Genomic DNA, 23080 nt, shown 5'->3' on the forward strand with positions numbered 1-23080 from the left:
CGGTCCGACGCATCACACTAGGACACAGCACACCTGTCCGCAGTGATCAGTACGCATCTCGTGCCGGGAAGGAACGCTCGATGTCAGCTAGCACCGAGACCACGTCCGAGGTTGTCCCCGCCCCACCGCGGGCCCGTCCCGCCCCGGGTTCCGGGAACCGCCGCCTGCATCAGGTTCCGCATGTCGCGGGGCTGATTCTGGGTGTCTTCTCGGTGCTGGTGTTCCTGTGGAGTCTGTCGCCGGTATTGCGCTACTACGTCCACGTGCCGCGCGAGTACGTCGACAGCTACTACTTCGATGCTCCCGACACGAGCCTGTCCTGGGCCCTGGTGGTGGGTTTGCTCGCCGCCGCGCTCGCCAGCCGCAAACGCATCGCCTGGTGGTTGCTCACGCTGTACCTGGGCCTGTTCATGGTGGCGAACATCGTGGTCGCGATCACCGACCGCAACTGGAACGCCGGAGTCGCGGCCGCCGTGCAACTCGCAGTGATCGGGATTCTGGTCGCTGCCCGTTCGGAGTTCTACACCCGCGTCCGCCGCGGCGCCGGGTGGAAAGCCCTCGGCGTGCTGCTCATCGGCCTGACCGTGGGCACACTCGTCGGGTGGGGGCTGGTCGAACTCTTCCCCGGCACCCTCCCACCCGGGGAACGCTTCCTGTGGTCCCTCAACCGGGTGACCGCGCTCGCCGCCGTCGACAACGAGCAGTTCACCGGCAGGCCACACGGTTTCGTCAACACCCTTCTCGGCTTGTTCGGGGCCGCCGCCCTGCTGGCCGCCGTGGTGACCTTGTTCCGCGCCCAGCGCTCCCACAACGCACTCACCGGAAACGACGAGTCGGCGCTGCGCGGACTGCTGCTGCAGTACGGCGCCGACGACTCCCTCGGTTACTTCGCCACACGCCGCGACAAGGCGGTGGTGTTCGCTCCCAGCGGCAAAGCGGCGATCACCTACCGGGTGGAAATAGGTGTCTGTCTCGCCAGCGGCGACCCCATCGGTGACCCCGAGGCCTGGCCCCATGCGATCGAGGCGTGGCAGACGCTCGCCTCCCGATACGGGTGGGCCACCGCCGTCATGGGAGCCGGCGAAACCGGCGCGACCGCCTACGCCAAGGCCGGTCTCACCGTGCTGCAACTCGGCGACGAGGCCATTCTCCGCACCCGCGAGTTCAACCTCAGCGGGCGCGACATGCGGCAGGTACGCCAGGCCGTCACCCGCGTGCGGCGCCAAGGCGTCACGGTGCGGATTCGCAGGCACCGAGACGTTCCCGCCGAGGAGATGGCCGAAACGATCCGGCTCGCCGACGCCTGGCGCGACACCGAAACCGAACGCGGCTTCTCCATGGCCCTCGGACGGCTCGGTGACCGCCTCGACGGTGACTGCCTCCTGGTGCAGGCGATCGATGCGGACGACGACATCGTCGGAATTCTGTCCCTCGTACCGTGGGGTCCGTCCGGAGTCTCGCTCGATCTGATGCGTCGCAAACCCACCTCTCCCAACGGAGTCGTGGAGTTGATGGTGACCGAACTGGCCACCAACTCCGACCAATTCGGCATCACGAAGGTGTCCTTGAACTTCGCCGTGTTCCGGTCGGTGTTCGAGGAGGGATCACGCATCGGTGCCGGGCCGATCCTGCGGATCTGGCGGTCGATCCTCGTCTTCTTCTCCCGGTGGTGGCAGCTCGAGGCCCTCTACCGTTCCAACGTGAAGTACCAACCCGAATGGGTCCCGCGCTACCTGTGCTTCGAGGACAACCGGGAATTGCTGCGCGTCGGATTCGCGTCGGCAATCGCCGAAGGCTTCGTCACCTTGCCCAGATTCGGGCGTTCCACAGCGGGCGACGCCGTCAAGCACACCGGAACTCACGCGGCCGTGCCCGCAGGTCTGGTCGCCGCGGAGGGGTTGCACGCGGACGGCAGCGCCCCCGGTGACGGTAGTCCGGCGGCGAGCCTCGGACCGAAACGGCCCGAACAGGTTCGGGTCCGGCTCGACAAGTTGGCGACACTCGCGCAGGAGGGAATCGACCCCTACCCGGTCGCGTATCCGCCCACGCACACGGTGGCCGCCGCGGCGGCATCCCCCGAAGGAACGACCGTCCGCATCGCCGGTCGCGTACTCCGCCTGCGGGACTACGGCGGTGTGGTGTTCGCGTCGGTCCGGGACTGGTCCGGAGACATCCAGGTCCTCGTCGACGAAGCCCGGGTGGGGACCGAACGCATCCGGGCGTTCGCCGCCGAATTCGACCTCGGCGACCTCGTCGAAGTTGCCGGTGTCATCGGCTACAGCCGCCGCGGAGCGCTGTCGCTACTGGCGAACGAATGGCGGATGACCGGTAAATGCCTGCACCCGCTTCCCGACAAGTGGAAAGGTCTGTCGGACCCAGAAACCCGGGTGCGCCAGCGATACGTAGACCTGATGATCAACACCGACGCCCGGCGGCTTCTCGAGGCCCGCAGCGCCGTCGTGAAGTCGTTGCGTGATTCGCTGGGTGATCGCGGCTTCCTGGAGGTGGAGACACCGATCCTGCAGCAGGTACACGGCGGCGCCAACGCGGCGCCCTTCCTCACACACATCAACGCCTACAACCTGGATCTGTACCTGCGGATCGCCCCGGAGCTCTACCTCAAGCGGCTCTGCGTCGCCGGGATGGAGAAGGTTTTCGAAATCGGCCGGGTCTTCCGCAACGAGGGTGTCGACTTCAAGCACAATCCCGAGTTCACCATCCTCGAGGCCTACGAGGCGCACAGCGACTACGAAAAGATGATGGTGCTGTGCCGCCAGCTCATCCAAACGGCGGCGATCGCGGCCCACGGACGGGAAGTCATCATGCGCCCGGGACCCGACGGCACCATGGTGGAGATCGACATCTCCGGGGAATGGCCCGTGAAGACGATGCATCAGGCCGTGGCCGAGAAACTCGGTGTAGACGTTTCGCCCGAGACACCGCTCGTGGATCTGCAACGGCTGTGCGACGATCACGACATTCCGTACCAGTCGACGTGGGACGCCGGGGCCGTGGCCCAGGAAATGTACGAGCATCTGGTGGAGGACTACACCGAGTTCCCCACCTTCTACACCAACTTCCCGACGTCGATGTCGCCGCTCACGCGTCCGCATCCCACCATTCCCGGAGTCGCGGCCAAGTGGGACCTCGTGGCGTGGGGCGTCGAACTCGGTACCGCGTACAGCGAACTCACCGACCCGGTCGACCAGCGGAACCGTCTCACCGAGCAGTCGATGCTCGCCGCCGGCGGGGACGAGGAGGCGATGGAACTCGACGAAGACTTCCTGCAGTCGCTCGAACACGCCATGCCCCCGACCGGCGGACTCGGCGTGGGCGTCGACCGCGTGGTCATGCTGATCACCGGCGGCAGTATCCGGGAGACCCTCGCCTTTCCGTTGGCCAAACCGAAGCAGTGACCTCCCGTGGCCGCGTTGCGGTGGCCGCCCTGCTGATCGTTGGAGCAGTGGCTTACTCGTCGTGGCTTCTGGAGTTCGTGGTGGACACCGAGATCGACCCGCTGCGTGGTTTCGCGAGCGAACTCGCGGCCACCGACCAACGTCACGGCGCCCTGTTCCGTACGGGTGACCTGGTGGCGGGTTGCACCGTCGCGGTCGCGGGCGTCCTCGGACTGTGGCGGTACTCGCAAGGGTGGGCGACCGCGATCGGGTGGTTCGCGTTGTGCGTGTTCGGGGTCGCCACCGCCCTCGATTCGCGGATGCCGATGAGCTGTGCGGTCACCTCGGATCCCCTCTGCGCTGCCCGCGAGGATTCGGGTCAGTTGCCGCTGTCGCATGAACTGCATGCCGTCACCAGTACGTCTGCGTCGACGGGCGGTGTGGTGTCGGCGCTCGCTTTCGCGCTGGCGGCCTGTCTCTACGGTTGGCCGCGCTGGTTGACGCTGACCGGGGCGGCAGTGTCGGCGGTTGTCGTCGTGGGCACCGCCTGGACCCTGGCAGCTGCCGCGATTCGCGGCGAGCACGACGTGTGGCTGGGACTGGGCCAGCGTGTGCAGCTGCTCGCTTTCAGCGGGTGGCTGATCTTCGTATCACTCAGCGTGCTTCACGTCACCGGCGAAAATGATGGTTCCACGTGAAACGTCCTGGGGAAATGGTCGCGGGAGTGCACGTCGTCGTCGACGGCACCGGACTTCCCGTCGTTCTCTACGGCGGTCTCGGCGGCAACTGGTTCGACTGGGATGACGTCACCGCACTGATTTCCGATTCTTGCCTCGTCGTGCGAATCGATCGACCCGGGTACGGGCTCAGCCCCGCCTCCGCCACACCACCCACGGCCCGCGGTGAAGCGGAGAGGATCGTCGCGGTACTCGACGCGCTCGGCTGCACTGCACCGGCCGTCGTGGTGGGGCACTCGCTCGGCGGCATCTACGCCGAGGCCTTCGCTCGGCTGTTTCCCCAGCGCACGGGCGGTGTGATGCTGCTCGACGCGACCATCACTCTGCGACCCCACCGCGTCATTCCGACCCGTTGGAGGGTGGCAACCGGCCGGTGGGTGGCCCGCGCGTCGAGCCGGCTCGGGCTGCAGCGACTGCTGGGTCCGACCGTTCGAGCAGTGCTGAACCAGTCGACGCCGCCGGGTGGAATAACGTCCGAGACTCGGCAGTGGGTGGCCCGGATCTACCGCGAGCCCGCATATCTGGAGTCGTCGGTGGTCGAGAACGCGTCGTATCCGGCCCTCGCCGAGGAGATTGCCGCCCTACGCGCCACCGTCACGATGCCGGTCCCCGTACTCGTGGCCGCCGCACACACCGGTCATCGGACCCCGTGGGGGTGGGAGTGGGTTCGGCGCCAACGACAGTTCGCCGAGCGTCTCGGCGCCACCTTCCGCGTCGTGCAACCCGCCCGTCACCACGCCATGATCGACCAACCGGGCCAGGTCGCGGCACTGATCCGGGAACTGGCAAGCTGATCGTCGTGCAACTGCTATTTATCCGACATGCGCTACCGGAGCTCGTGACCACGTCCGAGGGACGAGCCGATCCTGCCTTGACCGAGGACGGGCGGGCCCAGGCCAAGCGACTGCCTGCCGCATTGGGTCCCTACCGCATCGCCCGGATCGTGAGCAGCCCGCAGCGCCGCGCCCTGGAGACGGCCGCGCCACTCGCCGAGGCGCTCAACCTTCCCGTCACTCAGGACCAAGGGCTGGCCGAGTACGACTACGACCTCGACCACTACATCCCGTTCCACGAAGCCGAGGCGCGGGCGCCCGAAGCGTACGCCCGCATCCGGGCGGGCCAATTCCCCCCAGGGATCGACGCCGACGCCTTCCGCACGCGGGTGTTCGATGCGCTCGGCCGGGTCGTCCAGGAGTCCGACCACCGCGATACCGTCGCGATATTCGCCCACGGCGGTGTCATCAACGTGTACCTGCAGGAGCTGCTGGGCCTGGACCGTCCCCTCGTGTTCCCCATCGAATACGTCTCGGTTACGCGCGTCCTCGTCTCGCGTAGCGGCGAGCGACGGGTGGCCTCGGTGAACGAGACCGGCCACGTCCGGGATATGCTGCGGCGTTAGCGACGACGTGTGAGGCTCGGCCACCGGGCGTTCGGCGACTAGAGACCCGGAATTCGCGGTAGCTCGGGTAGCGGGGCCGGCGGCGGGAGAACAGGCAGCTGAAGCTGCGGTAGGCCGGGGATGAGCGGCGGTGGGGACGGGGCCGGTGCCGGCTCGTTCCTGCTCACATCGGTTTGCGTCCCGCTGTCTGGCTGCGCGGCGGTCGGGGGCTGCACATACGGGGTGTTGTAGGCCTCGGTTCGGGCAGCGCCCGTCGTAGGCGCCTCCGCTTCGGTATCCACCTGCGGCGGCACGGGCGACGGAAGGTCGGCGGCCGTGGCCGACGTCATTGCGGGTGGTGTCGCGTTCTCGATGACTGGGGCCGGAGCTTCCGGCTCGGTCGGGTCCGGCTGCGGGTCCTTCTCCGACCCCTCCAAGACGTCGGCGCCCACCCCGAGGACGAGCCCGAGGGCTGCTACCGCGGCGAGGGCTCCACCGGCGAGGACGGCGCCGCGGCGGCGGGATTTCGGGGGCTCGGGCACTGCGACCACCTCGGCGGGTGCCTGCTGGGCCAACAGTGCGGCACCTTCAGCCGCCACCAGTTCCGGCTGCTCCGGGACGATCACCGGAATTTTCAGCCACGACTCCATCACCGAGGTGACGAGCGGAATGTACGCGCCACCACCGATGAGGACCGCGGCGTCAGGCATACGCCCGGACCGGTGGATCACATCGCGAGTGATCCGAGCGGAAGTCTCGACCGGTCCCTGGATGAGCGACTCGAAGGTGTCCTGCGACAGCAGCAGCAGCCCCCCGTCACCAGGCACGCAGACCGCGCCCGTGCTGGAGAGCTGCTCCTTCGCGAGGCGACACCGGGCGTCGAGTTCGAGTGCGGCAGCTTCGTCGGCGGGCTGCGCGATCTTCTGCAGTTCGAGTTGCTGGTCGCGAATCAGGCGGTCGACGAGGTCACCGCTGATCTCGTCCGTGCGGGCACTGTCGAGGACCGTCCCGGTGGAGCGCTCGACGACGGTAACGGTGAGTCCGGAACTGCCGAGGTCGTAGAACACCAGCGTCGAATGGTTTCCGAGGTCACCCGACACCTCGAGCATCTCGAGTGCGGCGGTCACTTCAGGCACGAGATGAACGTTGCCGATGTGTTCGCGGGCCAAGGCGGCCTCGACGGCATCGGCCTGGGCCTCGTCCTGGTAGGCCACGCCAATGGCCTGTACCTCGCCCAAGTCTTCGCCGTCTCCCAGGGCAGTTCCAATGGATTCGGCAGCCACGTCCTCGGGCCGTTCGAGGGTTGCGGCTACCGCCGTCGAGCGGAAGATCGGCCCGGTCGCGTCAACCGAGTCGGCTGCGTCACGGCACGCGACGCGCACAGCGCTGGCACCGACCGACACACCCAGAACCGAAGTCATGAGACCGACTATAACGGTTCGGTTACGAGCCGCGCTGAGGTAGAGGGGAGTTCGCAGGTCAGCCCGGCCTCTTCCCGGTGATGCACAGCGGGTTTCCCGTGTCTGCACTCACCTCGAACCCTTTTCGCCGCAAAACCTGGGTCACAGCGTTCACGATGCGTTGCGACTTCGCGGCGTCGTGCATCGCTTCGGTGCCGTCGTAGACGAGGTGCAGGATGCCGCCGGGACGCAGGGCCTCCCACAGAATCCGGACCTCTTCGGTCGCGTCGCGTGTCCAGAAGGCATTGACGTTGACAGCGAAGGCCTTGTCGAACGACGCATCGGCGCAGCGGAATCCGGCCAGTTCCGTCTTCTGGAGTTCCACTCTGCCGCGCGCCGACAGGGCCTCGTTACGCTGCTCAGCTCGTGCTATCGCGGTGGCGGACCGGTCGATTGCCGTGATCCGCCCGTCGAGAAGTTTGTCGGCCACGAGAGAAACTGCCACGCCGGGTCCGCAGCCCACCTCTAGGATCCGATCGGACGGATCCACCCTCAACCGCTCGACGACACAACGGATCCGGGCAGGAATGTTCGGAACTGCCATCTCACGACCCTTCGACGGCTACCACAGTAAGGACATGATGCGCGCACTCACCTACTTCGTCGGCATTACCATCGACGGTTTCATCGCCGCCCCGGACGGCGACGTCGGCTTCTTTCCGATGCTCGACGACATCATCGGTTTCATGGCGCAGGATTACCCGGAAACGATTCCGACCCACCTACGGGAGCAGTTCGCAGTCGACGGGGCCAACAAGCATTTCGACACCGTGATCCAGGGCCGCTCGACCTACGAGCCCGCGCTCGCAGCCGGAATCACCAGTCCGTACGCGCACCTGCGCCAATACGTCGTCTCACGCACGCTCGGCGCCAGTTCCGACCCCGCCGTCGAAGTGATTACCGACCCACTCGCGAAGGTCCGGCAGCTCAAGGCCGAGGACAGCACACTCGGTGTCTGGCTCGCTGGAGGCGGAAAGCTTGCGGGCGCTCTGCTTCCGGAGATCGACGAGCTGGTGATCAAGCAATATCCGGTGGTGGCCGGTCGCGGAACGCCCATGTTCGACACCGACTTCGAGCCGACGGCCTTCGAGCTCACCGACCGGAAGGGCTACCCGAGCGGGGCCACGGTCAGCCGATTCCGCCGCTGCTGACCTGCAGGTGGGTGCCGAGCCAGTCGACCGTCCGTGACCACGCGTCCCGGGCGGCTGCCTCGTTGTAGACGGCCGGGCGGTCGTTGCAGTTGAATCCGTGCTCGGCGTCGGGGTACCGCACGATCTCCGTGTCCACCGGTACCTGCGACAGAGCGTTCCGCAACTCCTCGACCTGCTCGGACGGGATCCCCGTGTCACGATCACCGAACAGTCCCAGCCAGGGAGTCGACAGCTGTCCCGCGGCCTCGAGCTGCGAGGGGTAGCCGAACCGTCCCTTCTCGACGCCGCCACCGTAGAAGCTCACCGCGGCGCCGAGTTTCCGGCGCGCCGCGGTGTGGAAGGCGACCGTGCCACCCATGCAGAATCCGACGATCGCCGTGTTTCCCGCGTCGATCCCGGCATCCGCCAGAGCGGCAACGGCTGCATCGACGTCCTCGTCGATCTGTGCCGACGTGAGAGTGCCCAGCAGCGGCATGGCCGTTTTCAGATCGTCATAGCCGAGCACCGGGTCGCCGGCCCGGTGGAACAGATGGGGCGCCACGGCGTGGTAGCCGGCGTCGGCGAATCGGGAACAGACGTCGACGATGTGTTGTGTGATCCCGAAGGCCTCCTGGATGACGATGACGCCTCCCCGACTACGGCCTTCGGGAACAACACTGGTCAGGGGTGTGGTCACCGAACGGACTCTAGGACACCGGCTTCAGCGGATGGATCGCGGGTGCGCCAGCGAGATGCTCACCGAAAACGGCGACCGCGGACTGGAAGTGCGGCGACTTCATGTGCGCGTCGACGGCCTCCTGGTTCGCCCACACCTCGACGGTGACGAAGGTCCCGGGTTGCGCAGCAGATTCGAACAACTCGTACGAGACGCAGCCCTCCTCCTTGCGGCTCTCCGCCGCGAGGGAGGACAGGCCGTCTCGCACCGTGTCCTCGGAGCCCGGCTTGGCAGGAATGGTCGCTACGACATGCAGATCGGACATCGACTTCCTTTCGTGACGGCCACCGGATGTGGCCCGTATCACGTAAGCACACTTGTGGTTGCTAGGAAACCCGGAGCCGCGTCAGATAATCCTCGACGCGCGGATCATCCCAGCCGTGACCCTCGCGAAGCCCGTCCGCAATGGTCGCGAGGTAGGCGGGGGCTGGCGCGTTCCGCGTGACCACGTCACCCCGGGCCCGGGTGGTGAACGTGCACATGACGATGCCGTCGCGAGTTCCCAGAGGAACCAGCCGGTCGTAACAGGCCGGTTCCTGGGCGTGAATGTCCTCGAACTGTTCCTGCGTCACGAGGAAGGCGCGGGCCGCGACCGTCCCGGGCGCATCCGGGTCGTAGAAGGCGCGTCCGCCGCCCCAAATGCGCGACTCCCCCGCGAAGAACACTGAACCGGGGATCACCACAGGGATCGATTCGCGCGGTTCGCTCGTGTCCCGCGCACCGCGATGAGAGTGGTTGCCGCCGGGCGGGCAACCACCGCGCAGGTAGCAGGCGAGGCGAGTCGTCGCCATGTTCGACCCATAACTGACGTACCAGATCAGCACACGATCGACGGTACTCGGACAAGATGGTTCCATGAGTCTTCTCAGTGAGGTCAAGGGTTGGCGTACGGGTTCGCGAAAGCACCGTCGACTGCGTGATCTCGACGGCATGCTCGTCGTCGTCACCGGTGGCGGTAGCGGAATCGGCCGCGAAACCGCACTCGCGTTCGCCGCCGAGGGTGCGGTGGTCGTAGTCGGTGACCTCGACCTCGAATCGGCGCAGCACACAGCGGACCTCATCAATTCGGCGCAGATGAAGGGGGGCGGCGCCGTCGCGATCTTCGGTGGTGGCTCGCATGCCTACCGGGTGAATGTGGCGGTGGAAGAGGAGGTGCGGCGGTTCGCCGAGGAGGTGCAGTCCCAGCACGGCACCCCCGACGTCGTGGTCAACAATGCGGGAATCGGCTACTCCGGCACTTTCACCGCGACGCCGCAGAGCGAATTCGAGCGCGTGATGGACGTCAACTTCTGGGGAGTCGTCTACGGCTGCCGGGTCTTCGCGGAGCAGATGATCGAGCGCGGAACGGGCGGACACATCGTCAACCTGTCCTCGGCGGCGGCCTTCACCCCGCAGAAGCGACTCACCGCCTACGCCACCAGCAAAGCCGCCGTCTACATGCTCTCGGATTGTCTCCGCGCCGAACTGGTGGACCACGGCATCGGCGTCAGCACCATCTGCCCCGGCATCGTCCACACCAACATCGTCAAGAACACCGACTTCGCCGGGACCACCCCCGAGAAACAAGAACAGATGCGGTCCCGATCCGACACGTTCTACCGCAAGCGTGGATTCACACCCGATCGGGTGGCCACGCAGATCCTGAAAGCCGTCAGGTCGAACAGGGCTGTGGTCCCGGTCACCCCCGAGGCCAAATTCGGCCGCGCGTTGAGCCGGCTGGCGCCCGGCAGCATGCGACTCGGTGCACGTTTCGACTTGGGCTGATCGTCACGTGTTGCGGTTCCCGCACGGTCACGCTGCCGCGTTGAACGCCACGGGGGCACTCGCGCTCCGCACTGTCACGCACGGGACCAGCGGGTGAGGTACTCGCGCTCGGTGGGAGTGATACGCCGCAACCGCTGCGCATCGACGTCGGCGACGGCCATCTGGGTGGTGGCGGTGACGGCGGGCGGATCGGTACGACCGGCGCGCGCACCCCGGACCTCGTAACCGATGGTGAAGTCGACGGCCCGGTGCTTCGCGATCCACATGGTGATCCGCAACGGACTGTCCGAGTGCGTGAGCTGAGCCCGGTACTTGACGTGGATGTCGGCGATGAACGCACTGGTGATGAGAGACGAATTCTCGGCGCCCTCACTGAGCAGCCAGTCGATCCTCGCCTCTTCGAGCAACGTCACCATCCTGGCGTGGTTGATGTGCTGAAAGGCGTCCATATCGGACCACCGAACGGTGACGAAAGCGTCGTAACCGGGCGCGGCAGGAGTGTCCGTCATCGGATCATCTTCTCCTGCCGCGCCCGACTCGACCTACGCCACGTCGCGCAACCAGTTCCTGAGCCAGTTGGTGGCCGACGTTCCGGCACCGTCTACCGCGTATCGCGTGTAATCCTGGTGGGCCTGCGACTTGTAGAACTGCTCGAGCTCGTCGATCCGCCTCTGGTTGGCCTGTTCGTCCAACTGAGCCATCAGGGTGGGGACACCACCGGCGTCGAGGAGGTCACGCCAAATGGCCTCGGCCTCCGCCTGGTACCGCCCGAGCAGCGACGGCGACGGGTCCGACGTCTGCGCGAGGAAACCGGCGAGCCGGGTCACGAAGTCTTCCTTCGGGGTGGAGCAGTACAGGTCGCCGTAGGCGCAGAAGGTTCGGGTGTTCTGGCTGACCCAGCCGAAACCGCCGATGCGAGGTCCGCCGGCGCCACCACCGGCGACGGGAGGACCGACCAGCGCGTCGGTGGGCGAACGACGGGGATCGGACACGAGCCCGACGGCAGCGATCTTGTCGGCGGGCACCGCGCCGAGGCCCGTGCCGATCTCGGCCGCGAGGTCACCCGCAGCATCAGCGCCCTGGCTGTAGCCGATGAGCGCAAGCTTGGTTCCGGCACATTGCTGAGACATGTTGACGAGCATCCCGCGGGCGTTGTCTACCGCCTGAGCCTTCGAACGCCCGTACACATCGCCTTCCCACGGGAAAGCAGTGGCGGCGTAGGTCACGTAGTCGGTGCGGATATTCGACGGTAACCCGTTCGTGACCGCCGACAGCAGGCCGGGGGTGGGCCGGACGTTCTCCTTGGTGGACGTCTCCCAAGTTCCCGGAATCGCCACCACGTACAGGCTCGGGCACGGGTCTGCGTTCGCTACCGCGCTGGTGCCGACCACTCCCGAAACCACCGGAATGGCCACCGCTGCAGCCGTTGCGGTCAAAGTTGCGATAACCCGTTTCATTGCCATGGCCCTCAACTCTTCTTCTCCCCTTCGTCGACCTGCAGACGGGATGCTGCCAGGCCGACGTGACCTGAAGATGCACGATCGGTAAATAAACGTTACCGAGCAAAACCGACCAGCGCACCCGAAACCAGCACCCCGGCGAAAAATATAACGCCGGGGTGCTGGTGGATAACGAACTGAACTATCGCTGGGGTGCGCTGGTGGTCTCGACCGGAGACGGCAGCGCCGTCTCACCCTCGAGGTAGGCATCGACCGCCGCAGCGGCGGAGCGACCCTCGGCAATGGCCCACACGATGAGCGACTGTCCACGTCCCATGTCGCCGGCCACGAAGACGCCGTCGACGTTGGTGGCCCACTTCGCAGAGCGGGCGACGTTGCCGCGCTCGTTGAGGTCGACACCGAGATCGGTGAGCAGTCCCGGCTTTTCGGGGCCGACGAAGCCCATGGCCAACAGCACGAGATCGGCCTCGAGCTCGAAATCCGAGCCCTCCACCTTCTCGAAGCGGCCCGACTTCATCTCGACCTCGTGGGCGTGCAGCGCCGTCACCTTGCCGTCGACACCGACGAACTTCTCGGTGTTGACGGAGAACAGGCGCTCGCCGCCTTCCTCGTGCGCGGACGCGACCCGGTACATCAGCGGGTACGTCGGCCACGGGGTTTGCTCGGCCCTGGTCTCGGGCGGACGCGGCATGATCTCGAACTGGTGAACACTGACCGCACCCTGACGGTGTGAGGTCCCCAGGCAGTCCGCGCCGGTGTCGCCGCCGCCGATGATGACAACTTTCTTGCCCTCGGCGGTGATGGTGGGCTCTTCGATGTCACCCAGTTGCACACGGTTGGCGATGGGCAGGTACTCCATCGCCTGATGGATGCCGTCCAATTCGCGCCCGGGAATCGGCAGGTCACGAGCCGCGGTGGCACCGCCCGCCAACACAACGGCGTCGAACTGCTCGCGCAGCTCGTCGGCGGAGATGTCGACGCCCACGTTCACATTCGTCTTGAAGACGGTGCCCTCGGCCTCCATCTGGTCCAGACGGCGGTCGATGTGGCGCTTCTCCATCTTGAACTCGGGGATGCCGTAGCGGAGGAGACCGCCGATACGATCGGCCCGCTCGAACACGGTGACCAGGTGACCGGCACGCGTCAGCTGCTGCGCTGCAGCCAGACCCGCAGGACCGGAACCGACGACGGCCACCCTCTTGCCCGTCGACCGGGTGGGATGCACCGGCGTGACCCAGCCCTCGTCGAATGCGCGATCGATGATCTCGACCTCGACCTGCTTGATGGTGACCGGATCCTGGTTGATGCCCAGGACACACGACGCCTCACAGGGTGCGGGGCACAGCCGCCCGGTGAATTCCGGGAAGTTGTTGGTGGCGTGCAGCCGCTCGATGCCGTCGTGCCAACGGTCCCTGTATACCAGGTCGTTCCACTCGGGAATCAGGTTCCCGAGTGGGCAGCCGTTGTGGCAGAACGGAATACCGCAGTCCATGCACCGGCTCGCCTGGGTGCGGAGGTTCTCCTTCGGGAACTCCTCGTACACCTCGTTCCAGTCGAGCAGGCGCAACGGCACCGGACGGCGAACGGGCAGTTCGCGTGACGGGTGCTTCAGAAAGCCGCTTGGATCAGCCACGAGCTGCCTCCATTACTGCCTCGTCCACGTTCTTTCCATCCTTTTTCGCGGCCTCGATGGCCAAGAGCACCTTCTTGTAATCGCGGGGCATCACCTTTGCGAAGTGATTGACCTGCTGTGACCAGTCGGACAGGATGCGCGCGGCAACCTCCGAACCGGTTTCGTCGCGGTGACGCTCGATAGCGGCTTTCAGCCAGGTGAAGTCGTCACCCGTCAGATCCTCGAGGTCCACCAGCTCGGTGTTGAGGTTGTCCTCGAACGCCTTGTCGGGGTTGAAGACGTAGGCCACGCCACCGGACATGCCGGCGCCGAAGTTGCGTCCCGTCGCACCGAGGATGACGACCTTGCCGCCCGTCATGTACTCGCAGCCGTGGTCGCCGACTCCCTCGACCACCGCGGTGGCACCGGAGTTACGTACCGCGAACCGCTCGCCCACGACGCCGCGCAGCAAAGCCTCACCGCTGGTCGCGCCGAACAGGATCACGTTGCCGCCGATGATGTTGTCCTCGGCGACGAACCCGGCCGCGGTTTCCAGCGGAGGACGAACCACGATGCGTCCACCCGACAGACCCTTGCCGACGAAGTCGTTGGCGTCGCCATGCAGCCGCAGGGTCATACCCTTGGGCACGAAAGCACCGAAGCTGTTACCGGCCGAACCGGTGAACGTGATGTCGATCGTGTTGTCGGGCAGTCCCTCACCGCCGTACGCCTTGGTCACCTCGTGGCCCAGCATGGTGCCGACCGTCCGGTTGACGTTGGTGATCGGCGACTCGAACGACACCTTGGCGCCCTTGTCGAGAGCGTCGCGGCTCTGGGCGATCAGCTGCTGATCGAGCGCCTTGTCGAGACCGTGGTCCTGGGTACCCGTGCAGTACAGGTCCTGATCCATGAACGCGGACTCGGCCTGGTGCAGGATCGGCGACAGGTCGAGATTGCCGGCCTTGCTGCCCTTCCAGTGCTCGAGCGCCTTGGTGGTGTCGAGCACGCCGACCTGGCCGACCGCCTCGTCGAGTGTCCGGAAGCCGAGCTCGGCCATGAGTTCGCGGACCTCTTCGGCGATGAAGAGGAAGAAGTTCTCCACGAACTCCGGCTTGCCGTTGAACCGCTTGCGCAGCACCGGGTTCTGCGTCGCGACACCGACAGGGCAGGTGTCGAGGTGGCAGACCCGCATCATGATGCAGCCCGACACCACCAGCGGAGCGGTCGCGAAACCGAACTCCTCGCCGCCGAGGAGCGCGGCGACCATGACGTCACGGCCGGTCTTGAGCTGTCCGTCGACCTGCACCACGATGCGGTCGCGCAGGCCGTTGAGCAGCAACGTCTGCTGGGTCTCGGCGAGGCCGAGCTCCCACGGAGCGCCGGCGTGCTTGACCGAGGTCAGTGGGGTGGCTCCGGTGCCACCGTCGTGACCGGAGATCAGGACGACATCCGCGTGCGCCTTCGAGACACCCGCGGCGACCGTGCCGACACCCACCTCGGACACCAGCTTGACGTGCACCCGCGCCTGGGGGTTCGCGTTCTTCAGGTCGTGGATCAGCTGTGCGAGATCCTCGATCGAGTAGATGTCGTGGTGCGGGGGCGGCGAGATCAGGCCGACACCGGGTGTGGAGTGCCGGACCTCGGCCACCCACGGGTACACCTTGTGCGCCGGCAGCTGGCCGCCCTCACCGGGCTTCGCTCCCTGCGCCATCTTGATCTGGATGTCGGAGCAGTTGGTCAGGTAGTGCGACGTGACGCCGAAGCGTCCCGACGCGACCTGCTTGATCGCGGACCGGCGCCAGTCACCGTTCTCGTCCGGCTCGAAGCGCGACGGATGCTCGCCGCCCTCACCGGAGTTGGAACGGCCACCGAGGCGGTTCATGGCGATGGCCAGGGTCTCGTGCGCCTCGGCGGAGATGGAGCCGTAGCTCATCGCACCGGTCGAGAAGCGCTTGACGATCTCGGTGGCCGGCTCGACCTCGTCCAGCGGGACGGGCTCACGCACACCCTTCTTGAACTCGAAGAGGCCGCGCAGCGCTGCGAGGCGCTCGGACTGGTCGTCGACCAGCTTCGTGTACTCCTTGAACACCTCGTACTGTCCGGTGCGCGTGGAGTGCTGGAGCTTGAACACCGTGTCCGGGTTGAACAGGTGGTACTCGCCCTCACGACGCCACTGGTACTCGCCGCCCACCTCGAGCTCGCGGTGCGCGCGCTCTTCGGGACGGTCGAGGTACGCGTTGGAGTGCCGGACCGCGACGTCGGCGGCGATCTCGTCGAGACCGATACCACCGAGGCTCGAGTTCAGGCCGGTGAAGTACTCGTCCACCAAATCCTGCGACAGGCCGATCACCTGGAACAGCTGCGCACCGGTGTACGAGGCGAGGGTCGAGATGCCCATCTTGGACATCACCTTGAGCACACCCTTGCCCGCGGCCTTGATGTAGTTCTGGATGGCCTTGTCGAGGCTCAGGCCCTGCAGTTCGTTGCCGCGGAACAGCTCGTCAACCGTCTCGAACGCCATGTACGGGTTGACGGCCGCTGCACCGAAGCCGATGAGGAGCGCCATGTGGTGCACCTCGCGGGCGTCACCCGATTCCACGACGAGACCGACCTTGGTGCGGGTCTTCTCGCGCACCAGGTGGTGGTGCACGGCCGACGTCAGCAGCAGCGACGGGATGGGTGCGTACGTCTCGTTCGACTCACGGTCGGACAGGACGATGATGCGCGCACCACCGGCGATGGCCTCGGAGACCTGGTAGCGAACGTCGTCGAGCGCCTTGCGCAGACCCGCACCGCCCTCGGCCACCGGGTACAGACCGCGGACGATGACGCTGCGGAAGCTCGGGAATCCGCCGTCGTCGTTGACGTGGATGAGCTTCGACAGATCGTCGTTGTGCAGGATCGGCTGCGGCAAGTAGATCTGCCGGCAGGACTCCGCCGTCGGGTGCAGCAAATCGTGCTCGGGACCGATCGTTCCGCCGAGGCTGGTGACGACCTCCTCGCGGATGGCGTCGAGCGGCGGGTTGGTGACCTGCGCGAAGAGCTGCGAGAAGTAGTCGAACAGCATCCGCGACCGGGAGGACAGCACCGCGATCGGGGTGTCCGTACCCATCGAGCCGAGTGCTTCCGCACCGGAGGCCGCCATCGGCTTGACGAGGACGTTGACCTCTTCGTTGGTGAACCCGAACATCTGCTGACGCAGCACCACACGCTCGTGCGACATGTAGGTGTACGGGCGCTCAGGCAGGTCGTCCATATGGGTCAGGCCCTGGTCGAGCCATTCCTGGTACGGGTGCTCGGCGGCAAGCTCCGACTTGATCTCGTCGTCGCTGATGATGCGGCCCTGGTCGGTGTCGACCAGGAACATGCGCCCGGGCTGGAGCCGGATCTTCTTCACGACCGTGGCCGGATCGATCGGCAGAACGCCGACCTCGGAGGCCATGACGACCAAGCCGTCCTCGGTGACCCACAGCCGCGAGGGACGCAGACCGTTGCGGTCGAGAACCGCGCCGATGACGGTGCCGTCGGTGAAGCAGACGGACGCCGGGCCGTCCCACGGCTCCATGAGCGTGGAGTGATACTGGTAGAACGCCCGACGGGCGGGGTCCATGCTCTCGTGATGCTCCCACGCCTCGGGAATCATCATCAGGACCGCGTGCGGCAGGCTACGACCACCGAGGTGCAGCATCTCGAGCACCTCGTCGAAGCGCGCGGTGTCGCTGGCCCCGTTGGTGCAGACCGGGAAGATCTTCTCGAGGTTTTCGCGACCACCGAAGACGTCGCTGTCGATGAGCGCCTCGCGGGCACGCATCCAGTTCTCGTTGCCGGTGACGGTGTTGATCTCACCGTTGTGCGCGACCCGTCGGAACGGGTGAGCCAGCGGCCACGACGGGAACGTGTTGGTGGAGAAGCGGGAGTGGACCAGCCCGAGTGCCGACTCCACGCGCTCGTCCTGCAGGTCGAGGTAGAAACCCTTGAGCTGCGGGGTGGTGAGCATGCCCTTGTAGACGAACGTCTGGCTCGACAGGCTCGGGAAGTAGACGGTCTCGCGACCCGGCCCGTCCTTGCCGGCGCCTTCACTACCCAGCTCGTGCTCGGTGCGCTTGCGGACGACGTACGCCCTGCGCTCGAGGTCCAGACCGGTGAGGGAGTCACCTTCGCTGCCGATGAAGATCTGCCGGAACGTCGGCATCGCGTCGCGTGCCAGAGCGCCGAGCGACGAGTCGTCGGTCGCGACCTCGCGCCAGCCGAGGACCTTCAGACCCTCGGCTTCGACGATCTTCTCGACGGCGTCGGACGCACGCTGCGCGTCGGCCTTGCTCTGCGGCAGGAATGCGATGCCCGTGGCATAGGTGCCCGCGGCGGGCAGCGGGAAGTCGACCACAGCGCGGAAGAACGCGTCCGGAACCTGGATCAGGATGCCGGCGCCGTCACCCGTATTGGGTTCGGAGCCCGCGGCACCACGGTGCTCGAGGTTGACCAGAGCGGTGATCGCCTTCTCGACGATGTCCCTGCTGCGGCGACCCTTCATGTCCACGACGAACGCGACGCCACAGGAGTCGTGCTCGTTCGCCGGGTGATACAGCCCCTGGGGGCCTGGAAGTTGCTTCATACCTAGCCTTCGTATGCCAAAAGATGCACCGACGACCAGCAGCGCTGATGGCCATCACCTTGCAATGCAAGTACCGTCAGGATGTGATCGGCACCACCGATCGGCTATCGCCCTTTGCAGCACGCTGGGTGTGGTCCTCGCACCAGGCGACGTGGCTTTTCGGTCGGGTCGGACTTTCGTGGGTCCAACGTGTAACGAAAACGATAATTCAGACCCCCCGAAGAAACACAACTTAGGTTGGCCTATTCATCCCGTGAACAGGCCTTTTCTCGAGGGCAGACCTCGGCCGAGAACGTCCAGTACATATTAAGTGAGTGCGCCGAGTACTGCTGTGATTCCGGGAGTCGGGTCGAAATCGGGGTCGGGAACGGTCAGCTGATGCAGGATCACTCCATCCAGATAGTCGGTGACAACCACTGCGTCGGCCGCTGGATTCCTCGATCCGGCGAGGTCCAGCATGCTCGCGCCCCATTCTACGAGTCCCGCGCGAGCAGAGCCGATGATCTCCCCGAGGGCCGGGACCGCCGAGGCCTCCACGAAAAGGGCGTACCGGGCGCTCGAGCGGATCCGGTCGGGTCCCGCGGCGTACCGGGTGAACGCGGCCAGGGCCTCCACCAGCGCCTCCATCCCGTCCGGCCGGAGGTCGGCGAACTTCTCCCAGTCGTCTACGTCACGGGCCGCGAGGCGGGTGACCATTCCCTCGAGGAGGGCGCCGCGGGTGCGGAAGTAGTTGGAGGTGGAGCCCTGCGGCATCCCCGCCGATTCGTCGACCGCTCGATGAGTGAGGGCGCGCACCCCCTTCCGGCCGAGCACGTCGATAGCTGCGTCGAGCAGCTGTTCTCGCCTCCCTGTCATGCACTCCACACTACAGCCGTAGTAATTCCACTACAGGCGTAGTAGCGTTGAAGCCATGACGCACTCGGCAGCAGTCCTCGGCGGCGGCATCGGCGGCCTGGCCATCGCCCGCTTCCTGTTCCGCGCCGGCTGGCACGTCGACGTCTTCGAGCGCTCCGCGGACCTGCCGACGTCGGGTACCGCCCTCGGCATGTGGCCCCAGGCCGTCGACGCGCTCGACACGATCGGACTCGGCGACCGAGTCCGCGCTCTCGGATCTCCGCAGCATCGAGGGTCGTTCCTGCGACCGGACGGGTCCGTCATCGGCACCGTCGACAGCACCGCGCGCACCGCCTACCTACTGTCGCGGCCCGCCCTCCTTGCCGAGCTGGCCACATCGTTGCCCGAGGGGATGGTCTCGTTCGGCACCCCCGCCCCTCCCGCGGACGCCCTCTCCGACTACGACGTCGTGATCGGTGCGGACGGCCTACGCAGCGCCACCCGGCGTCGCTTGTTCGGTGACGGATTCGAGCCCGTCTCCACGGGCGCCACCGCGTGGCGGGGATGGGTGCCCGGCCGGCGCGACACGGTGAGCGAAACCTGGGACGCTGGTGCGCTTTTCGGAATCACACCGCGCGAGGGCAACCTCGTCAACTGGTTCGCGTGCGTCCGCACCGACCCCGGATCCGAGGACGGACTCGACTACCTGCGGTGGCGGTTCGGGGGCTGGCACGCCGACGTCCGGGCCGTCCTCGATGCGATCACCCCCGACGCCCTGCTTCATCACGACCTCTACGAGTCACCGGCCCTGCCCTCGTACGTGTCGGGACACACGGCACTGATCGGCGACGCCGCCCACGCGATGGCCCCCAATCTCGGACGTGGAGCGTGCGAGGCCCTCGTCGACGCGGTCACTCTCGGCCGATTCCTGGCCTCACAGAACGACATCCGCGATTCGCTGCGAAAATATGACCGCGCACGCCGTCGGGTGACGCAGCGACTGGTTCTCGGCTCACGTGCCATGGCGTCGATCGCGATGACCAGGCATCTGCGTCCGGTCCGCGATCGGACGATGAAACTGGCCGCAGCCCTGGCCTGACGAGAATCCGGGTGCGCAGCAATGCCTGCCCGTCTGGTACTTTCCCGCGGTAGGGGGACGAGACGAACCGGGGGCGGTCATGGGGGCGGTGGACGACGGCTGCAGTGATGCGGTCGGCAGAACCGAGAATTTTCATCGGGGGAATACCAGATCCACCTCGTCGGTGGTGACACCTTTCTCTGCAGCGGGGGCGTACTGCCCTGCCGCCGGCGTGCACCTTTTCCATTCGCGGTACCCCTGATCTGCATCGATCTCTGCTCGTCGGATGCGGCACCTGCCTGCATCCACTTTCACTCGACATCAGGAGTAACCACGTGAAGATCCGCATGCATGCAGTGGCAGCCGCATTGTCGGTATCCGCTGCAGCAGTGCTCGGCGCCGCGACCGCACACGCCGCTCCGAGCACCGCCCCGTCGACGTCGCAGCCCGGCGTCACCGACCGGTCGACACAACCCACCACATCCCAGCCGGGAGTGGCGAATCCGGCCGGCCCGCCCACGACGTCACAGCCCGGCGTCACCGGCCCCGCAGCCCCGACGACACCCGCTCCCCCGCAGGCACCCCTGGCCGTACCCGGAGGCGACGCGGCCACCCCCGGCCCGGCACCGAGCGGTGACACCCCGCCGTCCGCCGCCCCGGACGCCGTCGAGGTTGCCCCTGCCCAGCCCGCTGCGGTGTGGATCGATCCGGACGAGATGCCGAAAACCAATCAGGCACCCGTCGCCCCCACCCTTCCCGTGCCCAAGCCGGTGGTCGAGGTGAACGCCGCCGCCGACACCCTGATCGGTGCCCTTCCGGTGGCTGTCAACGGTCGCCAGTACGGCAACCCCGAGGGATACGCCGGCACCGTCGGCTGGCGCATCGGTGACGCCACCGGCACCGCGGGCATCGCGATCGACCCCTCCTCCCCCACCGCCGCCGCCGTGTCGGCGTTCGTCGCGGATTCCCAGGCCGAGCACCCGATCAACTGGTCGGTGCCGGTCGACGTCACACCGATCGCCGCCGCCATCTCGAATGCAGCAGACCGGTACCCGGCCTTCGGCTCGCTCGTCGACGCGGTCGCCGCCCTTCCGGCACCGCAGCTACCGCAGCTGCAGTCGACGGACAGCGGGCCGAGCACCGTCACGATCGGTGGCATCAACGTGCGCAGCCAGGCAACGCTGCACGTCTGATCGGTGATCCTCCGGGCGGCGCCGGCTACAGGGCCGGCTCCGCCCGGCGGAATGAGGTGTGGAGGATTCACCTGTGACAGAACCGCCCCGCAGGAACGACGACAGCGCTACCCGCGATCGCTTCGCACATTGGTTCCCGCCCTTCACACCTACCCCCGCGTCTACGCGTGCTGCGTCTGCGAGTGCTGCGGACTCGACCGAAGAAGCCCGGGATTCACAGCCCGAGCTTCCGCCGCCTGTCCCCACCTGGCTGGCGCCGAGCGACCACCATGACACCGCGCCCGTCGTCCGCGGCGGGCGCGGAAAACAGAGACTCGCTCTCGCCGGCGCCGCTGCCGCCCTCGGAGCAGTAATCGTCGGTGTCGTCATCGTTTCGAGTTTCGGGTCCTCCAACGAGACCGGGAGTCCCGTCGCGGCCGTGGATGCGGACTGGTGCGTCGAATCCCGGAACGACGGCGCGGTCACCGGCAACGGTCCCGGCGGTACGGCGGACGGCACCGAAGTGATTCTGGCTTTCGACCACGCCTACTACGTGGAGCGAAGCGGAGCGAAGGCCCGAGACGTGGTCACCGCCGATGCTCCGATGGGGTCGGCCGAGACGATCCAGCGGGGTATCGACTCGTTGCCGGAGGGCACCGAACATTGCCTCACGATCAGCCCCATCGAACCCGGCCGCTATGCCGTCACACTCACGGAGCAGCGACCGGACGGGTCGACCCACCAGTATCGGCAGGTCGTGACCACCACCGACCGTGACGGCCGCACCTACATCACATCCATTGGAGACGCTCAGTGACATACCGAACCAGCTGGAACACAACATCTTCCACGCTCATCCTGGGCGCGTGCGGAGGTGCGGGCGCCACCACGACGGCCCTCGGACTCGCCAACACCGCGGCAGTACACGGGACTACAGCGGTCGCAGTCGACGCAACTCCGGCGGGTGGTGACATCGCCGAACGCGGCGCCGACGCCGTGCTCTCCGTGAGCGGACTCGAACACGTGGTGACAGTGGCAGCGTCCGGAGCCGTCCCGGACGACGTCTTCGACGGATATTGCTCGCGCACAACCGTGGACGCCCGGATCCTGAATCGGCTCGGCACTCAGACGGCCACCGACAGCGAAATGTTTTTGCTCGCAGAAGCTCTCCGTGCGCGCGGGGCGAGCTCCGTGTACGACCTGGGCCACCGATTGCGCGCTTCCTACCTGTCACCCCTGCTGGCCGCACCGACGCCGATCATCCTCGTCGTGCCCTGCCGTGCCGACGCGTTCAACCGACTACGCGCCGCACTGCAGTCGATCGGCGACACACTCGGTGAACCCGGTCTGTCCCGGACAGTCGTCACCGTGTCGAATCAGGACAACACCGGATGGCAGGTGGACGTCGATCTGCTGCGCGACTACCTCGGCGGGCAGGTGTGGGGTGTGGAGACCATCCCGTACGACGAGCACCTCGGCATGGGGGTCGTCATCAGCCACGATCAACTCGCCGCCGACACCCGCGCGGCCTACGAGCGGCTCCTCGACATCGCCTCGGCGCTCGCCGACGGGCGCCGCGAACCGGTGCCCGCGCCGGTGTCGGAGTAATGCTTCCCAGCGATTCCACAGATGCGCACGTATTCGCCAACTGCGCACCAAATTGACTGTGCAACGGACTAATTGGTGCGCAAACAGCCACCTGACGAGTTGCC

Annotated in this window: 20 protein-coding genes; 10 read left to right on the forward strand and 10 right to left on the reverse strand. The window is 66.6% G+C overall.

Features of this window, described 5'->3' with window-relative positions:
* Window positions 1-80 precede the first annotated feature (80 nt).
* The 4 genes from lysX to L1080_RS26020 are packed head-to-tail and all read left to right on the forward strand — an operon-like array spanning window position 81 to window position 5531.
* Window positions 81-3416 (forward strand): bifunctional lysylphosphatidylglycerol synthetase/lysine--tRNA ligase LysX, encoded by a 3336-nt coding sequence (gene lysX / locus L1080_RS26005; protein ID WP_250774152.1) that lies wholly within the window; start codon window positions 81-83, stop codon window positions 3414-3416.
* Window positions 3413-4093, forward strand: coding sequence for a DUF998 domain-containing protein (locus L1080_RS26010; protein WP_250774150.1), 681 nt, complete (start codon window positions 3413-3415; stop codon window positions 4091-4093). Before lysX ends, L1080_RS26010 begins: the two co-directional genes overlap by 4 nt.
* On the forward strand, window positions 4090-4926 hold the full coding sequence (locus L1080_RS26015; protein WP_236603330.1) for an alpha/beta fold hydrolase: 837 nt from the start codon (window positions 4090-4092) through the stop codon (window positions 4924-4926). Before L1080_RS26010 ends, L1080_RS26015 begins: the two co-directional genes overlap by 4 nt.
* Window positions 4927-4931: 5 nt before the next feature.
* Window positions 4932-5531, forward strand: coding sequence for a histidine phosphatase family protein (locus L1080_RS26020; protein WP_159918486.1), 600 nt, complete (start codon window positions 4932-4934; stop codon window positions 5529-5531).
* Between the two features lie 38 nt (window positions 5532-5569).
* On the opposite strand, the gene L1080_RS26025 is transcribed toward L1080_RS26020, so the two are convergent.
* Together L1080_RS26025 and L1080_RS26030 are read right to left on the reverse strand one after the other, a co-directional pair.
* Window positions 5570-6931, reverse strand: a complete 1362-nt coding sequence (locus L1080_RS26025; protein ID WP_159918485.1) for an Hsp70 family protein — start codon at window positions 6929-6931, stop codon at window positions 5570-5572.
* A 58-nt stretch (window positions 6932-6989) separates the two neighbouring features.
* Window positions 6990-7514 carry an SAM-dependent methyltransferase gene (locus tag L1080_RS26030; RefSeq protein ID WP_159918484.1) on the reverse strand — a complete coding sequence of 175 codons (525 nt, stop codon included), beginning with the start codon at window positions 7512-7514 and terminating at the stop codon, window positions 6990-6992.
* A 37-nt stretch (window positions 7515-7551) separates the two neighbouring features.
* Here L1080_RS26030 and L1080_RS26035 point away from each other — a divergent pair, with 37 nt between their 5' ends.
* A complete protein-coding gene (locus tag L1080_RS26035; protein ID WP_250774171.1) occupies window positions 7552-8121 on the forward strand; it encodes a dihydrofolate reductase family protein in 570 nt (189 codons plus the stop codon).
* Here the strand turns inward: L1080_RS26035 and L1080_RS26040 are convergent.
* The 3 genes from L1080_RS26040 to L1080_RS26050 all read right to left on the reverse strand — a co-directional run bounded on the left by L1080_RS26040 (window position 8099) and on the right by L1080_RS26050 (window position 9660).
* Window positions 8099-8797, reverse strand: a complete 699-nt coding sequence (locus L1080_RS26040) for a dienelactone hydrolase family protein (RefSeq protein WP_159918483.1) — start codon at window positions 8795-8797, stop codon at window positions 8099-8101. The genes L1080_RS26035 and L1080_RS26040 overlap by 23 nt on opposite strands.
* 10 nt (window positions 8798-8807) lie before the next feature.
* Window positions 8808-9101, reverse strand: a complete 294-nt coding sequence (locus L1080_RS26045; RefSeq protein ID WP_109325438.1) for a putative quinol monooxygenase — start codon at window positions 9099-9101, stop codon at window positions 8808-8810.
* A gap of 61 nt (window positions 9102-9162) precedes the next feature.
* Window positions 9163-9660 (reverse strand): hypothetical protein, encoded by a 498-nt coding sequence (locus L1080_RS26050; protein ID WP_109325434.1) that lies wholly within the window; start codon window positions 9658-9660, stop codon window positions 9163-9165.
* Window positions 9661-9691: 31 nt separating this feature from the next.
* Here L1080_RS26050 and L1080_RS26055 point away from each other — a divergent pair, with 31 nt between their 5' ends.
* The gene (locus tag L1080_RS26055) at window positions 9692-10600 is read left to right on the forward strand and encodes an SDR family NAD(P)-dependent oxidoreductase (protein ID WP_159918482.1); all 909 of its coding nucleotides are present in this window, start codon (window positions 9692-9694) and stop codon (window positions 10598-10600) included.
* Between the two features lie 74 nt (window positions 10601-10674).
* On the opposite strand, the gene L1080_RS26060 is transcribed toward L1080_RS26055, so the two are convergent.
* From L1080_RS26060 to L1080_RS26080, 5 genes are all read right to left on the reverse strand, one after another.
* On the reverse strand, window positions 10675-11109 hold the full coding sequence (locus L1080_RS26060; protein WP_250774146.1) for an acyl-CoA thioesterase: 435 nt from the start codon (window positions 11107-11109) through the stop codon (window positions 10675-10677).
* Between the two features lie 33 nt (window positions 11110-11142).
* Complete coding sequence (locus L1080_RS26065) at window positions 11143-12057, reverse strand: cutinase family protein (RefSeq protein WP_159926760.1); 915 nt, start codon at window positions 12055-12057, stop codon at window positions 11143-11145.
* A gap of 184 nt (window positions 12058-12241) precedes the next feature.
* Entirely contained in the window at window positions 12242-13693 is a 1452-nt protein-coding gene (locus L1080_RS26070; RefSeq protein WP_250774144.1) for a glutamate synthase subunit beta, read from the reverse strand.
* Window positions 13686-18284, reverse strand: coding sequence for a glutamate synthase large subunit (gene gltB, locus L1080_RS26075; RefSeq protein ID WP_159918479.1), 4599 nt, complete (start codon window positions 18282-18284; stop codon window positions 13686-13688). The genes L1080_RS26070 and gltB overlap by 8 nt, the downstream gene beginning before the upstream one ends.
* Before the next feature lie 306 nt (window positions 18285-18590).
* Window positions 18591-19139 (reverse strand): TetR/AcrR family transcriptional regulator, encoded by a 549-nt coding sequence (locus tag L1080_RS26080; protein ID WP_159918478.1) that lies wholly within the window; start codon window positions 19137-19139, stop codon window positions 18591-18593.
* A 55-nt stretch (window positions 19140-19194) separates the two neighbouring features.
* Here L1080_RS26080 and L1080_RS26085 point away from each other — a divergent pair, with 55 nt between their 5' ends.
* The 4 genes from L1080_RS26085 (at window position 19195) to L1080_RS26100 (ending at window position 22976) form a co-directional block, all read left to right on the forward strand.
* Window positions 19195-20217 (forward strand): FAD-dependent monooxygenase, encoded by a 1023-nt coding sequence (locus L1080_RS26085; protein WP_250774142.1) that lies wholly within the window; start codon window positions 19195-19197, stop codon window positions 20215-20217.
* Window positions 20218-20543: 326 nt separating this feature from the next.
* Complete coding sequence (locus tag L1080_RS26090; RefSeq protein ID WP_284708448.1) at window positions 20544-21389, forward strand: glycoprotein; 846 nt, start codon at window positions 20544-20546, stop codon at window positions 21387-21389.
* Between the two features lie 73 nt (window positions 21390-21462).
* A complete protein-coding gene (locus L1080_RS26095; protein ID WP_250774136.1) occupies window positions 21463-22185 on the forward strand; it encodes a hypothetical protein in 723 nt (240 codons plus the stop codon).
* Entirely contained in the window at window positions 22182-22976 is a 795-nt protein-coding gene (locus tag L1080_RS26100; RefSeq protein WP_250774134.1) for a hypothetical protein, read from the forward strand. Before L1080_RS26095 ends, L1080_RS26100 begins: the two co-directional genes overlap by 4 nt.
* Window positions 22977-23080: the final 104 nt, after the last annotated feature.

It is taken from the genome of Rhodococcus sp. MSC1_016 (genome assembly GCF_023667485.2).
Taxonomy (GTDB): Bacteria; Actinomycetota; Actinomycetes; order Mycobacteriales; family Mycobacteriaceae; genus Rhodococcus_F; species Rhodococcus_F oxybenzonivorans.